The 17,160-nt window shown below is 50.9% G+C and carries 11 protein-coding genes; 5 read left to right on the top strand and 6 right to left on the bottom strand.

Translation table 11 applies throughout. The annotated features are described in order from the left end of the window. The first annotated feature begins 29 nt into the window (after positions 1 to 29). From B036_RS0111640 to B036_RS0111620, 5 genes are all read left to right on the top strand, one after another. Positions 30 to 4,931 carry an SdrD B-like domain-containing protein gene (locus B036_RS0111640; protein WP_169435058.1) on the top strand — a complete coding sequence of 1,634 codons (4,902 nt, stop codon included), beginning with the start codon at positions 30 to 32 and terminating at the stop codon, positions 4,929 to 4,931. After that, entirely contained in the window at positions 4,928 to 5,380 is a 453-nt protein-coding gene (locus tag B036_RS0111635; protein ID WP_020568897.1) for a hypothetical protein, read from the top strand. Before B036_RS0111640 ends, B036_RS0111635 begins: the two co-directional genes overlap by 4 nt. 260 nt (positions 5,381 to 5,640) lie before the next feature. Beyond that, positions 5,641 to 6,489, top strand: a complete 849-nt coding sequence (locus B036_RS0111630) for a patatin-like phospholipase family protein (RefSeq protein ID WP_020568896.1) — start codon at positions 5,641 to 5,643, stop codon at positions 6,487 to 6,489. 64 nt (positions 6,490 to 6,553) lie between these two features. Beyond that, the gene (locus B036_RS0111625) at positions 6,554 to 7,714 is read left to right on the top strand and encodes a homogentisate 1,2-dioxygenase (RefSeq protein WP_020568895.1); all 1,161 of its coding nucleotides are present in this window, start codon (positions 6,554 to 6,556) and stop codon (positions 7,712 to 7,714) included. Positions 7,715 to 7,846: 132 nt separating this feature from the next. After that, entirely contained in the window at positions 7,847 to 8,611 is a 765-nt protein-coding gene (locus tag B036_RS0111620) for an HpcH/HpaI aldolase family protein (protein WP_020568894.1), read from the top strand. Positions 8,612 to 8,704: 93 nt separating this feature from the next. Here the strand turns inward: B036_RS0111620 and B036_RS0111615 are convergent, their stop codons facing one another. The 6 genes from B036_RS0111615 to B036_RS0111590 form a co-directional block, all read right to left on the bottom strand. Further along, positions 8,705 to 12,451 carry a metallophosphoesterase gene (locus B036_RS0111615; RefSeq protein WP_020568893.1) on the bottom strand — a complete coding sequence of 1,249 codons (3,747 nt, stop codon included), beginning with the start codon at positions 12,449 to 12,451 and terminating at the stop codon, positions 8,705 to 8,707. Between the two features lie 39 nt (positions 12,452 to 12,490). Further along, on the bottom strand, positions 12,491 to 13,114 hold the full coding sequence (locus tag B036_RS29055; protein ID WP_020568892.1) for a Pycsar system effector family protein: 624 nt from the start codon (positions 13,112 to 13,114) through the stop codon (positions 12,491 to 12,493). Beyond that, positions 13,107 to 13,805, bottom strand: coding sequence for a Crp/Fnr family transcriptional regulator (locus B036_RS32000; RefSeq protein ID WP_245557463.1), 699 nt, complete (start codon positions 13,803 to 13,805; stop codon positions 13,107 to 13,109). Before B036_RS32000 ends, B036_RS29055 begins: the two co-directional genes overlap by 8 nt. Positions 13,806 to 13,918: 113 nt before the next feature. After that, on the bottom strand, positions 13,919 to 15,022 hold the full coding sequence (mnmA, locus tag B036_RS0111600; RefSeq protein ID WP_020568890.1) for a tRNA 2-thiouridine(34) synthase MnmA: 1,104 nt from the start codon (positions 15,020 to 15,022) through the stop codon (positions 13,919 to 13,921). A 321-nt stretch (positions 15,023 to 15,343) separates the two neighbouring features. Continuing rightward, positions 15,344 to 16,024 carry an ABC transporter ATP-binding protein gene (locus B036_RS0111595; RefSeq protein ID WP_020568889.1) on the bottom strand — a complete coding sequence of 227 codons (681 nt, stop codon included), beginning with the start codon at positions 16,022 to 16,024 and terminating at the stop codon, positions 15,344 to 15,346. A 21-nt stretch (positions 16,025 to 16,045) separates the two neighbouring features. Continuing rightward, on the bottom strand, positions 16,046 to 16,963 hold the full coding sequence (locus B036_RS0111590) for a hypothetical protein (protein WP_020568888.1): 918 nt from the start codon (positions 16,961 to 16,963) through the stop codon (positions 16,046 to 16,048). Between the last annotated feature and the right edge of the window lie 197 nt (positions 16,964 to 17,160).

Genomic DNA, 17,160 nt, shown 5'->3' with positions numbered 1-17,160 from the left:
TCATGAAGAATACAGTGAAAAAAAGACCGATGAATAAGCGTTATTTTATCATTTCATCCATACAGGCTTTAGTAAAGCAGTACATAGCGGAGGGTTTTCAAAAAGAATTACGAGCCGTAATTACCTTACTCTTACTATCATGTGGATTATCGATGAGTGCCCAGGCACCACTTTGCTCCGCTGGAGAAACGGGCGGTCGTGTCTGGCGCGACTTCAATAATGATGGACTCCTTGATGCTGAAGAAACCTCCGGCGTAGCCGGTGTGGTGGTAACGGCCTATGACGATGACGGAGCCGTAGAGTCCACGACAAGCGACAATTTCGGTTACTATGTTTTCACGACCCTGAATTTCCCAAACAGCTATCGTGTTGAATTTTCAAGTTTACCGGCGCCTTACGCGCAGACTTTCCAGAGTCAGGAAGTTCAATTTGTGGAAGCGGCGGCTTGTGATGTTAACTTCGGCGTTAACGACCCGACGGACTATTGTGAAGACAACCCTTACGTGGTCACCGCTTGTTACGTAGGCGGCGATAATTCCGGTACTGGAGATGTACTCGTAGGAGCTCCTTACAACCAGATCGGAGACATTCGGGAGTATGCCGTAGAAAACGAAATTGGCTCTACCTGGGGCCTGGCCTACAAAAGAGCTTCCCGGGAACTGTTCTCCGCGGCAGTAATCAAGCGCCATACCGGGCTGGGGCCTGGTGGTATCGGTGCCATTTACCGGACGGATATTCAGGCGGGTACTAGCAATCTTCTGTATGATTTTGGCGCGGCCGCAGGTGCAATCGGAAGTAATGCCGACCGCGGATTAACGACACCTGATGCTCCAAGCTACGACACGGAAGCCTTCTACCTTGCCGGAAAAGCAGGGCTTGGCGACTTAGACATCTCTACCGACGAAAGCACGCTATGGGTGGTCAACCTAAACGACGGCGGGCTCTACTCTCTGAGTTCCACCGCACCGGCCTCCAATAGTGCGGTGGCCGCTCCACCGATTCCTTCACTGGCCTGCCCCGTTACCGTACCAACGATCACCGATCAGTTGATCGACTGTGGATCATCTACCGCCACAAATGCCGCGACGGGCTATTTGCCGGATGTAGGCCGCTTCGGTACTGACCCGATTTTGGCCCTGTCTTATGGAGCCCCGTTTACGCCTACGGGAAGTGAATATCCTTTTCATCGCTTCGGCTTTTCGGGAGACGTGAGTGAAGCCCCGGTAATGATTAATTCCACCACCTTCTCAAATGAAGCCCTTCGCAACGGAAATTTTGTTTTCAGTAACACCAGCCAAAGGCTGTTGCACTACCGGATACCCGTACCCAATGGCTTTTACGAGGTAGATCTGGGCTTTCATTTGGCCGCCGGCAACCTTGCCATCACCGAAATGGATGTTACCCTGGAAGATGTGAAGGTACTTGATGCCTACAAGCCCGCGATGGCCTTAGTTGCCGAAGAGCAAAACTTTACGACCACCGTAGCGGATGGGATACTGAATATTACATTTACAAGCAACCTAGGCACTGCCGCTATTATCAACGCCATTCGGGTCACCCAGGTGACGGATGCCAACGACCCACCCACCGCCACCCAGCGCCCCTGGGGACTGAAGGTACACAATGACGGTACGGGCGATAAAATCTACGTGGGTGTGGTCTGCTCCGCCGAAGAAAGCGGAAGAGACCAGGATCTGCAGGCTAACGTAATGGTTTACGATCCGGCCACAACCTCCTGGTCCGGCCCTGTATTATCCTTTTCTTTGAATTTTTCCCGGGAAGAAGCCACTCTGAATGATCCCGCGAACTGGATTCCCTGGTCGGATTCCTACCAAAACAATCTACGGAATCTGCAGTCTCTTTCTGAAGGTGACGGTGGAACCCCGATGCCACAGCCGATCATCTCGGATATTGAATTTGAGGATAATGGGGATATGATTCTCGGGATGCTTGATCGGGGTGGCTTGCAGATTGGATTCGCAAACTATCGCCCCGAAGCTCCCTACGGACCGGGAGGTACGGAGCTGGTAACGCTGGTCTCCGCCGGAGACCTGATGAGGGCCGGCAAAACCGGTGCTAATTCCTGGACCATTGAAAATGATGGTCAGGTGACCAACTCCGTCACCGGTGTAACCAACAGTGGTAGCACCGCCTCGCCGGCCGGGCCCGGAGGCCGGGAGTTTTACTTCGGTGAAAATTACAGCGGTGCCGGACACCTGGAATCCTCCTTTGGTGGAATCAGTATTTATCGTAGCGCGAACGAAATAATTCATACCGCACTGGACGCCAGCAGAACTACTGCGAATGCCGGTGGCCTGCAGTGGCTGAATAACACCGATGGTTCTTTTTCTTTTGGTATCGACCTCTACGACGAGAATACCACCGGCAGTTTTGCGAAGGCCGTAGGCCTGGGCGATGTAGAGCTACTGTGTAATCCTGCTCCCCAACAAATTGGCAACTATGTCTGGAACGACATTGACCGCGACGGCGTAGCCGACCCACTGGAAGATCCGATCGAGGGCGTTACCGTGGCACTTTACGCGAACGTAAATGGTACCCTGACCTACCTGGCCAACACGACCACTGATGCCGCAGGCGAGTATTATTTCACGGGAATCGGCACCCCGGGAGAAAACTGGGAATCCACCAGCGGCACCGACAGTATTATGCCCCTGACCGATTATGTGGTCGTTTTCGGTTATGACGGAACTACCCCCCAATTCGCTAACAATGAATTAGTCGTAGGCGGACAAAACTACTTCCTAACCCAGGCTAACACGGGTAACGGAACCAGTCCGGACCAAAACGACAGTGACGCCACGCTAATGCCGGTAGCTGGGGTCAATTATCCATCAGTTAGCATCACCACCGGAATTGCGGGTGTATCCAATCCCCGTACCGATGCCGGATTCTGGGCCTGCCCGACAATTACCAGCCCTTCTGCGGCACAGACCATTTGTGAAGGGGATGCAGGTGATGACATGACCGTGGTGACCAACCAAAACGCACCGAATAGCATCCGCTTCGTCCGGTTTTCGACAGACCAAACGGCTACCAATGGCAGTGAAACTGCGATGGAGCTGGCGACAATCTATGCCGGTGGCATGAACCTGGACACCGTTACCCCAATCGGCGTTGACGATCCGTTTACCGCAACACTTGCGGCAAACAGCGGCAGCTGGGCACCAGGAACGTATTACGTCTACGCCACGCTGGCTCCAGACCCGGGTCCGACTTGTCGACCGATCCAGGAAATAGAAATTACGATCGTTGACCGGCCCGACATCAGCGCCAATGCGCTAACCGTCTGTGAATCCATGCCGGGCAGCGGAGCAACCGCAGACCTGGTAGCACTGGTGCAAAACCCCGATGGGGCTACGCTCGCCTTTGCCGAAGGTGCCAACGCGATTACCACGCCGATGGCCGCCGACCTCGCCGCCGGTGAACACCTCATTACCGTGACGGCCACCAACGCTTTATCCGGGTGTGATAGCATGGTGATGTTCACCGTCACCGTCCAGGAGTTCCCAACGGCGCAACCGCTGTGCCCTGGGGAATCCGTTACGCTCACCGCCCCCGCTGCGGCCATGAACGTGATCTGGTACCGCGATGGCCTTATCGTTGGCAACGGTCCTACCTATGACGTTCTTTTGCCCGGAAGTTATACTTATACCGCCGACAGCGGAGGCGGGTGTAGCACCGGCTCCTGCTGCCCGGTAGTTTTTGAAATGGGTAATTGCATGTCGGTAGGCTCCACCGTCTTCGTCGACTCGGACAATAACGGCGTTCAGGACCTGATCAACCCCCTGGAAACGGGTATTCCGAGCGTCCTGGTAGAGCTCTACTTTGATGCGAACAATGACGGAGTCATTGACGGATTGGAGACTACGCCGTACGCCATGATGACAACTGATGGCAACGGCAACTATTTCTTTGACAACCTCCCTCCCGGCAACTACCAGGTTGGCATCCCGATGCCGGACGTGGCGAACCCCATCTCCTCCACTGGACAGAACACAACTAATGATCTTGACCTTTCAGATGACGGAGCACAAACCGGCTCCGGTACAGCGACACTAAGCCCAATCTTTAATCTGGCCCCGGGAATGGAGCCTACAGAAACCTCTGGAAACCCAGGTGCAGATCAGGACGATGCGTCTGATTCAAATGGTAATATGACCATTGACTTCGGCTTTTTCGCTCCGGTATCCGTAGGAGACACCACTTTCGTTGACTTAGACGGAAATGGCCTGCAAAGCCCGGGGGATGTTGCACTAGTTAACGCTACCGTTACCATTATCGATAATTCTACCGGCCTGCCAGTTGCCCTGGATGCGGAGGGAAATGCCTATGCCTTCACCCAAATGACCGATGGCATGGGAGCGTACCTTTTCGATAATCTTCCTCCGGGAGATTACTACGTCACTTTCGACATCAGTACTGCCGACAATGCTGAATTCTATGACTTCACCACGCCGAATTCGGGGAATGATTTGCAGGATAGTGACGCTGTTCCGGCAACCCCTACCGCTAATGTTGCCAACAGCGCTCCAACGGGTCCGTTAACTTCCGGTCAGTCTGATCTGACCCTGGATGCAGGCGTAATCTGTGCGGTTTCAGTTAACCTGGCTAATCCGTTTACGGTATGTGCAACGCAGAAAATCACATTAAACGAAAGAGCAAGCATCAGTCCCGTCAGCCTTGACGGCACCTGGAGTACCAGTGATGGTACGGGAGACTTTGATAATGGCAACCTCTTCTCAACGGCTACGACCTATACCCCCAGCCCGGAAGATGCCGCCAGAGGTTCCGTAACGCTGGTTCTAACTACTGAGGATCCGGCAGGTCCATGTCTGCCGGTGAGCAATACGATCACTATAGAAATTTTACAAGTTGATTGTGGATCATTTTTCTGGGACGGAAAAGAATGAGAAAAACCATCAGGAATTCATGGAGGGCAGGTTTCAAACCTGCCGTCCTGGAATCCTGGATAACCACTAATTCATTTGTCGTTTTTACTTTCTTTCACGAGTACATTGTTTTTGCCGCTGGTATTGTGCCAGCGGCTTTTTTTGTAATTTCCAGGCCGGATGTTGACGTTTCTACTGAGCTTCTTAGGAGCCCTGGTATGAAGAGCGTTAGAAGAAAGCAGAGAACAAGGATATTAGTCTTTCTCAATATTCTGGCAATCCCACCTGTATTTAAGCAAGGATTCAAAATATCTGTTCTTTTACGGCTGTTATCCGGCAGGACCTCTACGACAGCCTGCCAGTGGAGGGAGAGGTACAAGTGGCCAAGGCGGCCTTACGAGAATATTCGCTTAACATTTCAGATGTTCTTAATAAGTGGGCGCGGCCGCAGGTACGAAAACGGGTTTTAAGGCAAGGACCGCAAGTGTGTTCTTTGCGCTTCAACTTTCCCATCGCACCTGCGGCCGCGCCCAAAGTATACGCCACGCGTCTATTCCCTGAATTATCCTTAATGCTAAGATAATATCCGATGCCCCGATCCTGGCGCTTAAATCTTAATCTTTGCACCCGCGGCCGCGCCCTAATTAGCAGATAAGCCGCAAAAATAAAATGAGGTTGACGTTAACAACGTTCAACTATTAAAGCATTCTCTCACTCGCCTATTTTCCTAGTGCCTGACCAACCAAACACCACACTCATTGTCGAAGGAGGTGGCTTCAAATCTGCCTTCACTACCGGTATTCTGGATGCTTTTCAGATGACAGGTTTCCGGCCATTCAACCGTTACCTTGGCATATCAGGCGGGTCAATTGCCTTATCCTATTTCCTGAGCGAGCAGTATCGTTTTGGCCTTGCATCCCTGCTACACCTGGCCCAGGATTCCAATTTCACTGCCTTCAGCCGCATTTTTTCCGAGCAGGGATACATGGACATCGACATCATCGGTGCTGTTGCCCGGGAACAAATCGTTTTCGATCTGCTGAAAGCCATGAAAGTTTCGCTTCGGCACCCCGTAAATTTTGTGGCCACTGATGAGCTAACGGGCCGGGCAGCCTACCTGAAACCCAATCGTACCAACTGGATGGATGCCATTATCGCCTCTTCCGCCATTCCTTTTTTCACTAAAGGGCGTCATAATTTCGAGGGCAATACCTATGTGGATGGTGGTTGCAGCGACCCGCTGCCCGCACGTTGGGCGTACCAACAAGGCGCCCGGAACATCCTGGTTCTTCGCACCTGGCCACGTAGTATGCGGTTTGAAAGGACCTGGACCGACCTGGCCGGCAGTTACTACTACCGGGCTGATCCCATTCTCAGTAATATTGTCGACCGGGGGCACGCCATCTATAACGAATGCGCCGATTTTCTCGAAAACCCGCCCGATGACCTGAACATAATTCAGTTGGCACCCGTGACGCAGCTGGCCACCGGGACTTACCTCAACTCCGTTGATTCGATCATGAAAGATTATGGGCTGGGGCTGGATACCGGGTTACAGTATGTTGCTGGTTTGATATAATCCGTTCCAAAAACAATGCCCTCCCTATCTTTGTTGCTCTGACAACTATCTAACCTCCACCGTCATGCCGATTTACCATCGCCTTGGAAAAATTCCACCAAAACGCCACACCCAGTTTCGCCAACCCAACGGAGAGCTTTACTACGAACAGTTGTTCGGTACCATCGGCTTTGACGGGATGTCATCATTGACTTACCACCTGCGTCGTCCCACACAGGTAAAGGAAATTCTGTCCTCTATTGACGTTTCTCCCAAGATTGCTGAAGCAAAGACGATCAAGTCCCGAAAGCTCATCGGTTTTAATGCACCGCCTGAAGATGATTTCCTGGAGGCAAGAAAGGCGCTGCTGGTAAATGCTACGGTACAGATTGGCGTGGCTGCGCCACGTAAGTCCCTCACCGATTACTTCTACAAGAATGCTGATGCTGATGAGATGCTCTTTATCCATCGGGGCACCGGTACGCTGAAGACCTTTCTTGGTAACATTTCTTTTGAATACGGCGACTATCTGATCATTCCCCGGGGCATGATCTACCAGATTGAATTCGATACCGAAGACAATCGGATTTTCTACACCGAATCTACTGATCCGATTTATACACCGAAACGTTATCGCAATCACTTTGGTCAGCTGCTGGAACACTCTCCTTACTGTGAGCGTGACTACAAACTGCCCACTGACCTGGAAACCCACGACGAAGTCGGGGAATTCACGATGAAGATCAAGAAACAGGGGATGCTTCATACCCTTGTTTACGCCAGCCATCCGTTCGACGTGGTTGGCTGGGACGGCTACAACTTTCCCTACGGTTTTTCCATCCACAATTTCGAGCCGATTACCGGACGGGTACATCAACCGCCGCCCGTACACCAGACTTTTGAGACGAAGAGCTTCGTCGTTTGCTCTTTCGTACCTCGTTTGTACGATTACCACCCGCTATCCATTCCGGCGCCTTACAACCATTCCAACATCGATTCTGATGAGGTGCTTTACTACGTTGATGGCGATTTTATGAGTCGTACCGGCATCGGTCCGGGGTACATTTCGTTGCATCCGGGCGGGATTCCGCACGGGCCGCACCCGGGCACTTACGAAGGGAGTATTGGCCACACGAAAACCGAAGAATTAGCGGTGATGGTCGATACCTTTTCTCCTCTGCAGGTTACGGAGGAAGCGGTGAAGATCGATGATGGGAAGTACTATCAGTCCTGGCTAGAGAAGTAATATTGGTCTATTGGTACTATTAGGCGGGGCCGCAGGTGCAAGAATCGGTAAAAGGAGCAAAGACCGTAGTGATGTTCTCTGCTCCTCAAGCTCTTCTTTGCACCTGCGGCCCCGCCCATATACCTTTGCGCGATGCAGCTACCAAAGAACCACTTCAAAGCCAACCTCCACTCTTCTACCCACGGCATCTGGAACGCCATGGTAAATACCTACGCCGTCGAGATCTGCGCTGGCGCAGGATTTGACTGGGTCGTCATCGACCCGGAACACGCCCCGTTTGAGTTAACGGATGTCCTGCATCATTTACACGTCCTGAGTGGCTACCCAAAGGTCTCCGCCGTAGTCCGACCGCCTGATCATGATGCGGCTTACATCAAACGGCTACTTGACGCAGGTGCGCAAAACCTCATTGTCCCGATGGTGAATACGGTAAAAGAGGCGGAAGCCCTGGTCAGCGCCACGCGGTATCCACCAGAGGGCATCCGGGGCGTTGCCTCGGCGCTGGCGCGTGCTTCCGCCTTCGGCAATATTGAAGACTACACCCGCAACGCTAACCGAGAGATTTGCCTAATCGTGCAAATTGAAACGGTAATGGCCCTGGAGAACATTGAAGCCATCGCCTCAGTAGACGGCGTTGATGGGTTGTTCATCGGTCCGGCAGACCTTGCGGCCTCCATGGGGTACCACGGAGACGGCGGGCATCCTGAAGTGGTGGCGACCATTGAGGCTGCTCTTACCCGGATTAAATCCACCGGTAAAGCCGCCGGCATCCTCTGCTTCTCCCCTGAAATGACGGAGCGATACACTGCGGCAGGTGCGACCTTATTGGCCGTTGGCGTTGACCTCCTGGTCCTGAAAGAAGGGGTGATGGCGATGGCAAGAAACTACATAAAGTAGCCTATCTCTTAACTCTGGGCTCCCTTTGTGCCTCCCTCAGCGTGTGCTCTGTGAGAACTGGATTGTTGTGTACTAACGCTCAGCGAAGTGGTCCTAAAAGAAAAAACCACCCCCAATAATCATCCGACCGATCTCCCCATCTCCAACAAAATAACTGATCTTGATGGTGGCTAAATCAAAGGGGCTGATGAAGATACCGCCGCCATAGCTATAATGCCAGATATTGGAGTCTTCTTCTTCGATCCAGACACGGCCCAAATCGTAACCGGCCAAAACGCCAAGGGAGAACGGTACTGCCCTACGGTTAGAACTCAAGAGGCGTAAGCGTAAGTCATTATTCAAGAAGAAGGCCTTTTGCCCGGAAAAACGCTCCCGGCGAAAGCCTCTGAAGTTACTGTCTGTACCCACTCCACCCAGGGTAGCGGCCTGGAAGTAAGCCAGGTTAACGGTAAAAGTTTCTGAATAGCCTACCCTATTGGCCAGGACCAGATTCCCCCTCCTGTCAAGCCGTTGGTTGATGGTGAGTGCTCCGCTCAACTTGGGAAAGCTTGCGCCAGGACCAGCTATAGACAGCTGATAACTTCCCGCTAATTCCAGATGAACGCCGCGGGTAGGCATCGCCTTTGAATCCCGATTATCAAAAGAAAAACCAGCTTCCAGGCCGAGGTAAGTGTAGTTGCTGAAAACACCATTCTCCACGGGCCCCTCAAAGTTGTCTGCTAAGAAACGTCCTTCGGTTCTTGCCGTTTGAATAATGGAGTACCTGGGGCCAAAAGAATACTCGGTAGCCGGGTCAGGCCGTCGTAACAGCATAGGTGCGAAATGGATATGTTGCTGCCGGACCCGGTTATAATCCAGCCCACGCGTTACCTCTTCATTGACGGTTTCATTACCGAATCCATAGAAGTTGACGCCATAAAGAGAAGTTGAAACGCCACCGTCCAGCAGCAATTCACTCTCTCCGAAGAAGTCAGTAAACTCACCGTTGTAATCGAACTTTAATCCATTCGTTTCCAAAGCAATGACACCTCCCAGAGTGTGCTGAGAAGCAAAGGGTTCCCTTTTAAATCCGTACTTCGTCAGTGTACCTGCTACTCCAAGTAAGAATCCATTATCCGGGTTAAGTCCAATCACTGGAACCAGGGAGAGGAAGTCATAGTTTTTATCGAGGGAGAGGCGGCTGTAGGTATTGTAGCGGGCTATTGGAGAACGCCGGTCTTTTATGCCACTTATTCCGTTGAATTTTGTCTTCTTGGTTCCCTCTGTGTAGTCGTAATAATAGACCTTCTTTCTACGGCCCTCTACGTCGTTTTTGTTTCTTACCTGGTCTTTTCCGGTCCCCCCAATCAACCGAATACGCATGCCCGATTTTCCGTTTCCGGAAAATTCGAAAGTGTCCTCATTGTCGAGTCCATACAGTATGATTTCTTTAGTCTCCGAAGCCAGGAAGAGGCGCTGATAACGGGCTTTCCCTTCCCGGTCTCCGTCGCCATCCGCATCAAATACGCGAACCATCACGTTACCGTTTTGGCGAGTCTCGATGGCGAATTGGTCCTTTTTATCCGTTCCAATGATTTCCACCACCTTGGCGTTGAATTCATACAGGTCGGTGATCAATTCTACAAGATTATCCCGTCTTTCCTTCAAGGTGGTAATTATCTGTAAGGCGTCAGCCCGGTAAATGGTCTCTGGCCAGGTTTCCTTAAAGGCTGCCTCAATCACCTCGTCGGTTACGTTTTCTTGCAGGTGCTGCGCTTCGCGCAGCCATGTATCCCGGTCAATACCCGCCAGAAAGGTAGCGTCGAAGAAACGGTTACCGTGCGTACTCCAATGAACTGACTTAGGGTTGCCCTTAAATGGGGCTAACGGGCGGGTATCAGGCACCAGCATTCTTGCCAGACCGAGCATTAATCCGTCGTAGTGAGAAAATGCTTGATCACGATCTCTGGGGATGGGGCTGTAATAGGTCCATCCACCCTTTTTTTCTACAATCCATCGCCATTGATCATCGTGGCGATCCCAATCGCCAAGTAAGACATCGAAAGCACGTGCCCTTGCCATGGCTTTATGGTCCAGCACATGTTTGTGGGATTTGCGGATGCGCGCCAACATTTTAGACGTACTGATGATGTCTTCGGCGTTGTCAAAAGATTCCTGCTCTCCCCAAAGGTCATCGTCGGGGCGTTCTTCCACCAAATATACTTTGTCTCCGAACTGAGCATTATATTTACCAAGTGCGGGTTGGGCAGGCACATAGTACAGTTCCGGATTAGTATGGTTAACTCCCGCCGCATCCGCCAGCGGTGCCACGGGCAAGGCCGACAAGGGATGAGCTGCAGTAAAGGCATCGGCGACCAGCTTTTGTATCGCCTGAGATTGGCTCAGCTCATAGCCCAAGGTGGCCGTGGGGTCTTTAGCCAGTGATCGCATGGCGTATTGTTTCCCATCATTTGCTTCCAAACGAATTGATTTAGTTTGATTACCACCTCCTTTCTTTATGGTTTGTAATCCACCTTTATATCTGGCTAAATCCAGGAGGTTTAGGTCAATCGTATCGTTGAAGCTTTTACGATAATGATCTCCCAGTATCAGCAGGCCGAGTTTACTGCGGTTATAGTCTTCGTGTACCAGTTGACACTCTACTGTTTCGGAGGTGAGCGGATACTTATCAAAGGAAGTTGGAGCTACGTAATTGTCCGTAGCCGAAAGAGTCTGCACCTCCTTCTGATAGAGCAGTCGTTCGTTCTTTCCATTTTCATCCACCGTATAGAACGACACCCACATGGAGCCATCTTCATAAAGGTCTAGCTCAGACCAACCACGGCCGCCGTAGGCAAAGCGACTACCCTCTCCCATGCCAGCCGGGGCGACTTTAGAGCCAGCACCACTGACGATGTATCGCTGGTTATCCTTTTCAATATACTGCAGGTTGTGTTCGTGGCCGGATACAAAGGTGGCATTTCCATTCAAACGTACGTGCGCCAACAATCCTTTACGTAGTTCTTGAAAAGAGGCGTTTACATTGTCCTGCAGACTCCCAACATTAGTGCGCAGGAAAGGAAGCAAGGTACTCAGGCCAGGAACTGGCAGCAAATAATCCTTTGCCGTAAAATGACCACCGTGCCGGCCGTAAGTCTCCATCGGATGGTGCATGACCACTACGATGTTCTTCTCTTTGTTACCCTTCACAGCATCCTTAAAAAGCCGCATAAAATCTGTTCGGTTTGAAGCATCGCAGCCTTGGTTGATGCCCGGATACTTTTTCCAGTTGGTCAACCACCATTGGGAATCTATGACAATGTATACTAAATTGTCGCTCGCTTCAATGACCTTCGGACCGCCACACCCTACTTCCGGATACCATACTTTTTTACTCCCTAGTTCTGACTCTATGAATTCCTGCTGTCGCCGCAGGCCATCAAGTCCGTATTTATACCAATCGTGATTACCCGGAATGAATAAAACCTTGCCCGGGTATTCCTTCACCGCATTTGTCTGCAATAGGATTTTATGTTCCGCCAGCTCGCGCTCATCGTCCTTTTCCTTCGGCATTCCTGCAGGATAGATATTATCTCCCAGGAAAACAACGGTACTGTTTTTGGGAGCAGCCACCAGTTTTTTCTTCAAATAAGTGATGACCGGGAGGTTCTCTCCTTTAGCCGCATTTCCGGCATCACCAACCAAATAAGTACGATAAGCCAGTATTTTCCCTTCCGGGATGCCTTGAGCTGACCAGTCAGCATCCACCTTCGCAACCTGAGGCATGTAGCTGGCGCAACTTACCTGTAAGCACATTAGTATGAGGAGTGCAAGGGAAGTTTTCAGGAAGTGAGAAATCATAGCAACTGGTTATCATTAAGAAGGGAAAGCGAAGTCTCATTAGAAAAAAACATGGCAGGCACCAAACATAAAAACACTAAGGATGGTCCCAAACAGGAAAACATCATAAGATATCCTGATCATACTGTATCGCCGACTCAGGTCAACCCCCAAGCGGTGAATATCTCTTTTGATGGTCCCGTACAAAAACTCGCGGTCTTCCATTACCTGGCTGATGGCGGCTTCGTAATCTGACAGTGGCATTTTATAGAAGTCATCAAAAGTCATCAGGCCAGCGGTCCCAGAGGTGATTTCTTCGGAGGAGAACAACCCTCGTTGAATTTTGGGCCGGGTAGCAAAAATGGCAAAAGTCATGGAAGAAATGTTCGTCAGTACCATTGGCCCTACCGCCCAAAGCAGATGTGGGTCCTGAGCTAACCGAGGATAAAGACTGCCAAGAACAATAGACATGATGATGGAATTTACCGTAACCAGAATATTAGATTTCGTATCCACTATCTGCCGACGGGTATAGAGGTTTTTGGAGGCCAGTCGAAACCAGGTTTCAATGCCCTTTTCCGGAATAGTATCCGCTTTCCTTAACCGCTTTTTCAGTTTCTTAAGTGCAGTTTTATCTATCCCCAGTTCTGCCATCAAGTCGGCATCGGCTTGCTTACTACTCATGTCTATTGATTTTTTCTTCAGGACTTAAGATAGAGATAACCTTAGCGTTATAGTCAATGGTTCCTTCCCGACGAAGTCCGGTTAAAACGTTATTAACCGTTTGTCGGGAAGTATTGGTCAGGTGAGCAATATCCTTATGAGACAGTAATTTCCGGGCCTCTTGGCGGCCGTTGACGGGTACACCAAAGGCAGTGACATAGTATCGGATAAATTCCTCAATCCTGGTTCCGCTGTCCTTGTGCAACAGATCCTGCAACCTCCGTTCAAGGCGTTTTATCCTAAAACCATAGATTTTCAGCACCCCGTTTTTTAGAGATGGATGCTTTGCCATCAGTTCATTCATTTGATTAGCAGAAAAGGTGCAAACAACGCTTTCCTCCAGCGCATAGGCCGTCTCCTCTCCCTCACCAGGCAGCTGATATAAGCCGAGCTCTCCGAATATGTTACCCGGATGGGCGATAAACTTAGCGACCTCCGTATCTGAACTGACGATCTTCACACTCCCCTTTTTAAGGAAGTAAACGGACTGCTCATCGCCAGAATCCAGATTAATCCTTGCTCCTTTAGAATAGCGGTGCATCACGAGCTCTTCGCAAAGTTCCATCATCGCATTCATCCCCAGTTTACTGAACAGGTTGAAGCCTTCCAGAAACCAATATTTGGTAAGTGTTCCCAATGCAGTTCTTTTCAATTTCCCCAAAGTAGGGTAATAAATTGACCAACAAGAACGGGAAATACCAAGAGTTACCTATGCCGACACTTCAGCACGATAAGAAAGGAAGGTAAAAGCACTGCTTTACCGCACTACCGGCTGGCATGAATTAACCCACCACCCACAACATCGTCTCCTTCGTAGAAGACCGCACTTTGGCCTGGTGCTACCCCGCGGACATCGGCGAAAAAGTCGACGGCAAAGCGGTCGGGGGAGATTTGCTCAACGAGGCTCAGCGTTCCGGAATCTTTATACCGGACTTTCGTAGTGAACTCCATGCCTTCTGCTGGCAATTCTGCATATTTCTGCAACGTCGCGCCACCTACCATCATTCCGTTACGGACAAGGTCCTCTACCCTACCCAGAGTGACCTGGTTGGTAGCTGCGTCGATCTTGGTAACGTACATCGGCTCGCCGAAGGCAATGCCCAGGCCTTTACGCTGTCCGATCGTGTAAAAAGGATATCCGGCGTGCTTGCCCAACTTCTTTCCGTCAACGGAGACGAAATCACCACCCGCTACCTTAGCCTCCAGGTCGGGTAAACGCCGCTTCAGGAAGCCACGGTAATCATTGTCAGGCACGAAGCATATTTCAAAACTTTCTGCCTTTTTGCTCAGCTCTTCGTGGCCCCAATCGTAGGCGAGTTGCCGTACTTCCGGCTTCGTCATGTGCCCTAAAGGAAAGCGGCTGCGGGCCATACATTCCTGGCTCAGCCCCCAGAGCACGTAGCTTTGGTCTTTATTGTCATCGGCGCTTTTGCGGACGTGCCAACGGCCAGCGTCGGTTTGGTTCAACTGAGCGTAATGACCGGTAGCGATAAATTCACAATCCATCGCATCGGCCCGCTTCAGCAGTGCACTCCACTTAATATGGGTGTTGCACAGTACACAGGGGTTTGGTGTCCGGCCAGCCATGTATTCATCAACAAAATTGTCGATCACATGATCTCCGAATTCGTCCCGAATATCTATGATGAAGTGGGGAAAACCCATGTCAACGGCCACTTTCCGAGCGTCGTTGATGGAGTCGAGGCTACAACAGCCGGTCTCCTTTTTGGAGCCTCCACTGTTGGCATAATCCCAGGTTTTCATGGTGATACCAACGACCTCGTAACCCTGTTCATGCAGGATCATGGCCGTAACGGTACTATCGATGCCGCCACTCATGGCGACGAGAACACGTCCGTGCTTACTCATAACTTATTGTTTTTCGCGCAGGTTCAAGGGCCTGGCCAAAATTGGTCTTTTGGTATTGTTGGTCAATTAGTGCCAGCATTGCCAAAAGGGGTGCAAAGGTAACACTTGTTGAAGACTGGAGGTTGCGTTTTGTTGAGGGGCATGTTTTTTTTGCGCGGCCGCAGGTGCAGGGAAGCTTTTAAGGAGCAAGGTGAGTACCAGTCCGGTCTCCTTCATCTCCGGGGAAGACTGGACGCAGCGCTTTGTAAGCGAAAGGGCATTTGAATACCATATCCCTTGTGCTCATAGAGCACTTCATCCGAACGCTATTACAAATAGCGGCTACCCAAGTCCCAAACGCCCCACCCGATCCCCCACCGTAACATCAATCATCTCCCGTTCCAGTTCCGGGTAATCCGCAGGCGTAACGCTTCGAATAAAGAGCCCCTCCCGCAGCAGATGAATCTCGTCGCAAGTAGCACTCAGGGTAGAAAAAATGTGGGAGGAAATCAGCATGGTTTTACCTAATCGCTTTAGCTCGTGGATGATCTCCGTGATTACAATATTGCTTTGAATATCGACACCATTGAAGGGCTCATCGAGGATAATTACGTCGTTATGTTGCAGAAGTACGCCGAGCAGGGCCAGCTTCTTCTGCATGCCGGTCGAATAGGATTCAGCATAATCGTCCAGTGGTAGTTCAAATACGTTACGTTCGTCCAGCTTCTCCGGGGAAATGTGCCGGGCCTGGCAGAGCAACCGGAGGTACTCCCGGCCGGTCATTCTGGGAAAGAAATAGTTGTTGGTTTGCAGGAATCCGAGGGTGTGGCGAAAATCAGGCGTAGCTCCTTTTACTGTCCCCTCATGAACGATCAGGCCCGCAAGACAACGAAATAAGGTCGTCTTGCCCGCACCGTTTTCACCAATGATGCCATAGACCTTACCGGGAGCAAAATCAGCGGTGATGCCCTTAAGGACTTCGTTGTTACCGTAGCTTTTTTTCAGCGCTTTTAATTCGATCATCTTGGTTGGATTATCATCAATTCAATTCAAGACAAGGCCAAGCTGGCGGACTGCCTTTTGGTAGAAATAAGGAATTATAAAAAGCAAAAGTGGTGGAAGTATGAACCCGGCCCCCATGATGAAGGCTTTGACAATGTCCACTTCGTTGGGGTAAGCCGTGTATTTTACCGTAATCGTCATGGTCAGGTACAGGATTGCCAGGAGCTGCCCGGCAACGATCAGTAACCATTGTTCAGGAAAGAAGACCAACAGCGCAACGAAAAACGGAAAACCCAGGATAACCAGGTGAAGCCCGCCAAAAAGTAGTTTTCGATTCAACAGTTGCCTGCCCGTCATGGCGTGTACCCATACGTAAAAGCCTGGTTCGGGTTTTTGGTAAAAGGCCGTTGCTCCAAAAACGGTGACGAACCAGGAGAAGGCAGACAGCTCAAAGTTATCCGCCCGAACCCCCATAACCAGTAAAAACAAAGCAATCAACCACAACCACCAGTATTGCCGAAAACCATGGGCAAACTCCCAGGGTTGCTTTGAGAATGGCGTGGGCAAGGTAGCGGCGGTAAATCCTCCCCCCGAGCGCAGGGTCATTGCTCCTCCAACCAATAATTGCACCAGCGCCAGCGCCCAAAAACCCTTGAAGAGAAAAAGCAGAAGAAAGGGCAAACTCACCAGGCCATTTTCCAGCAGACGGATCTTACGGAATACGGGCTTGCCAAAATTCAGTTGAAGGAAATCATTCCGCTTCCGGCCACTGAACCAGTTGTAGGCAGAGAGACTCAGTACGGCGATCAGGTAAGCAGCGTAATCCGTTCGCTCCAATAACAGCAGGCTGCCAGCCACGAACAAGATCGGGACCAGCAGGTAGACCAACCACGGTGCCAGCCCCCACCCCCTAAGGAAGCGTTCGATGATCACTTTTTGTAGCTGGAAATAGTCTTTCATAGGGACTTTGGGGGAGGTGTAAGGTAGTTACTCCGTGCTGAATGGAGCTAGTAACGCAAGGCTTAGCCCACTACTCGACGCCTCAGTTAAGAAATCGTATCCTTACCAACTCGTCGAAACTGTCGCAAACAAACCCTAAACACGTTTCCTCACCGGTCACCATTCCAACGGTTTACCTTTACGCCTCCCTCAAATAT

Origin of the sequence: Neolewinella persica DSM 23188 (genome assembly GCF_000373105.1) — a bacterium.
GTDB classification, from domain to species: Bacteria; Bacteroidota; Bacteroidia; order Chitinophagales; family Saprospiraceae; genus Neolewinella; species Neolewinella persica.
The sequence above is the reverse complement of the archived record's forward strand: the minus strand, read 5'-3'. Positions and strand labels throughout refer to the sequence as shown.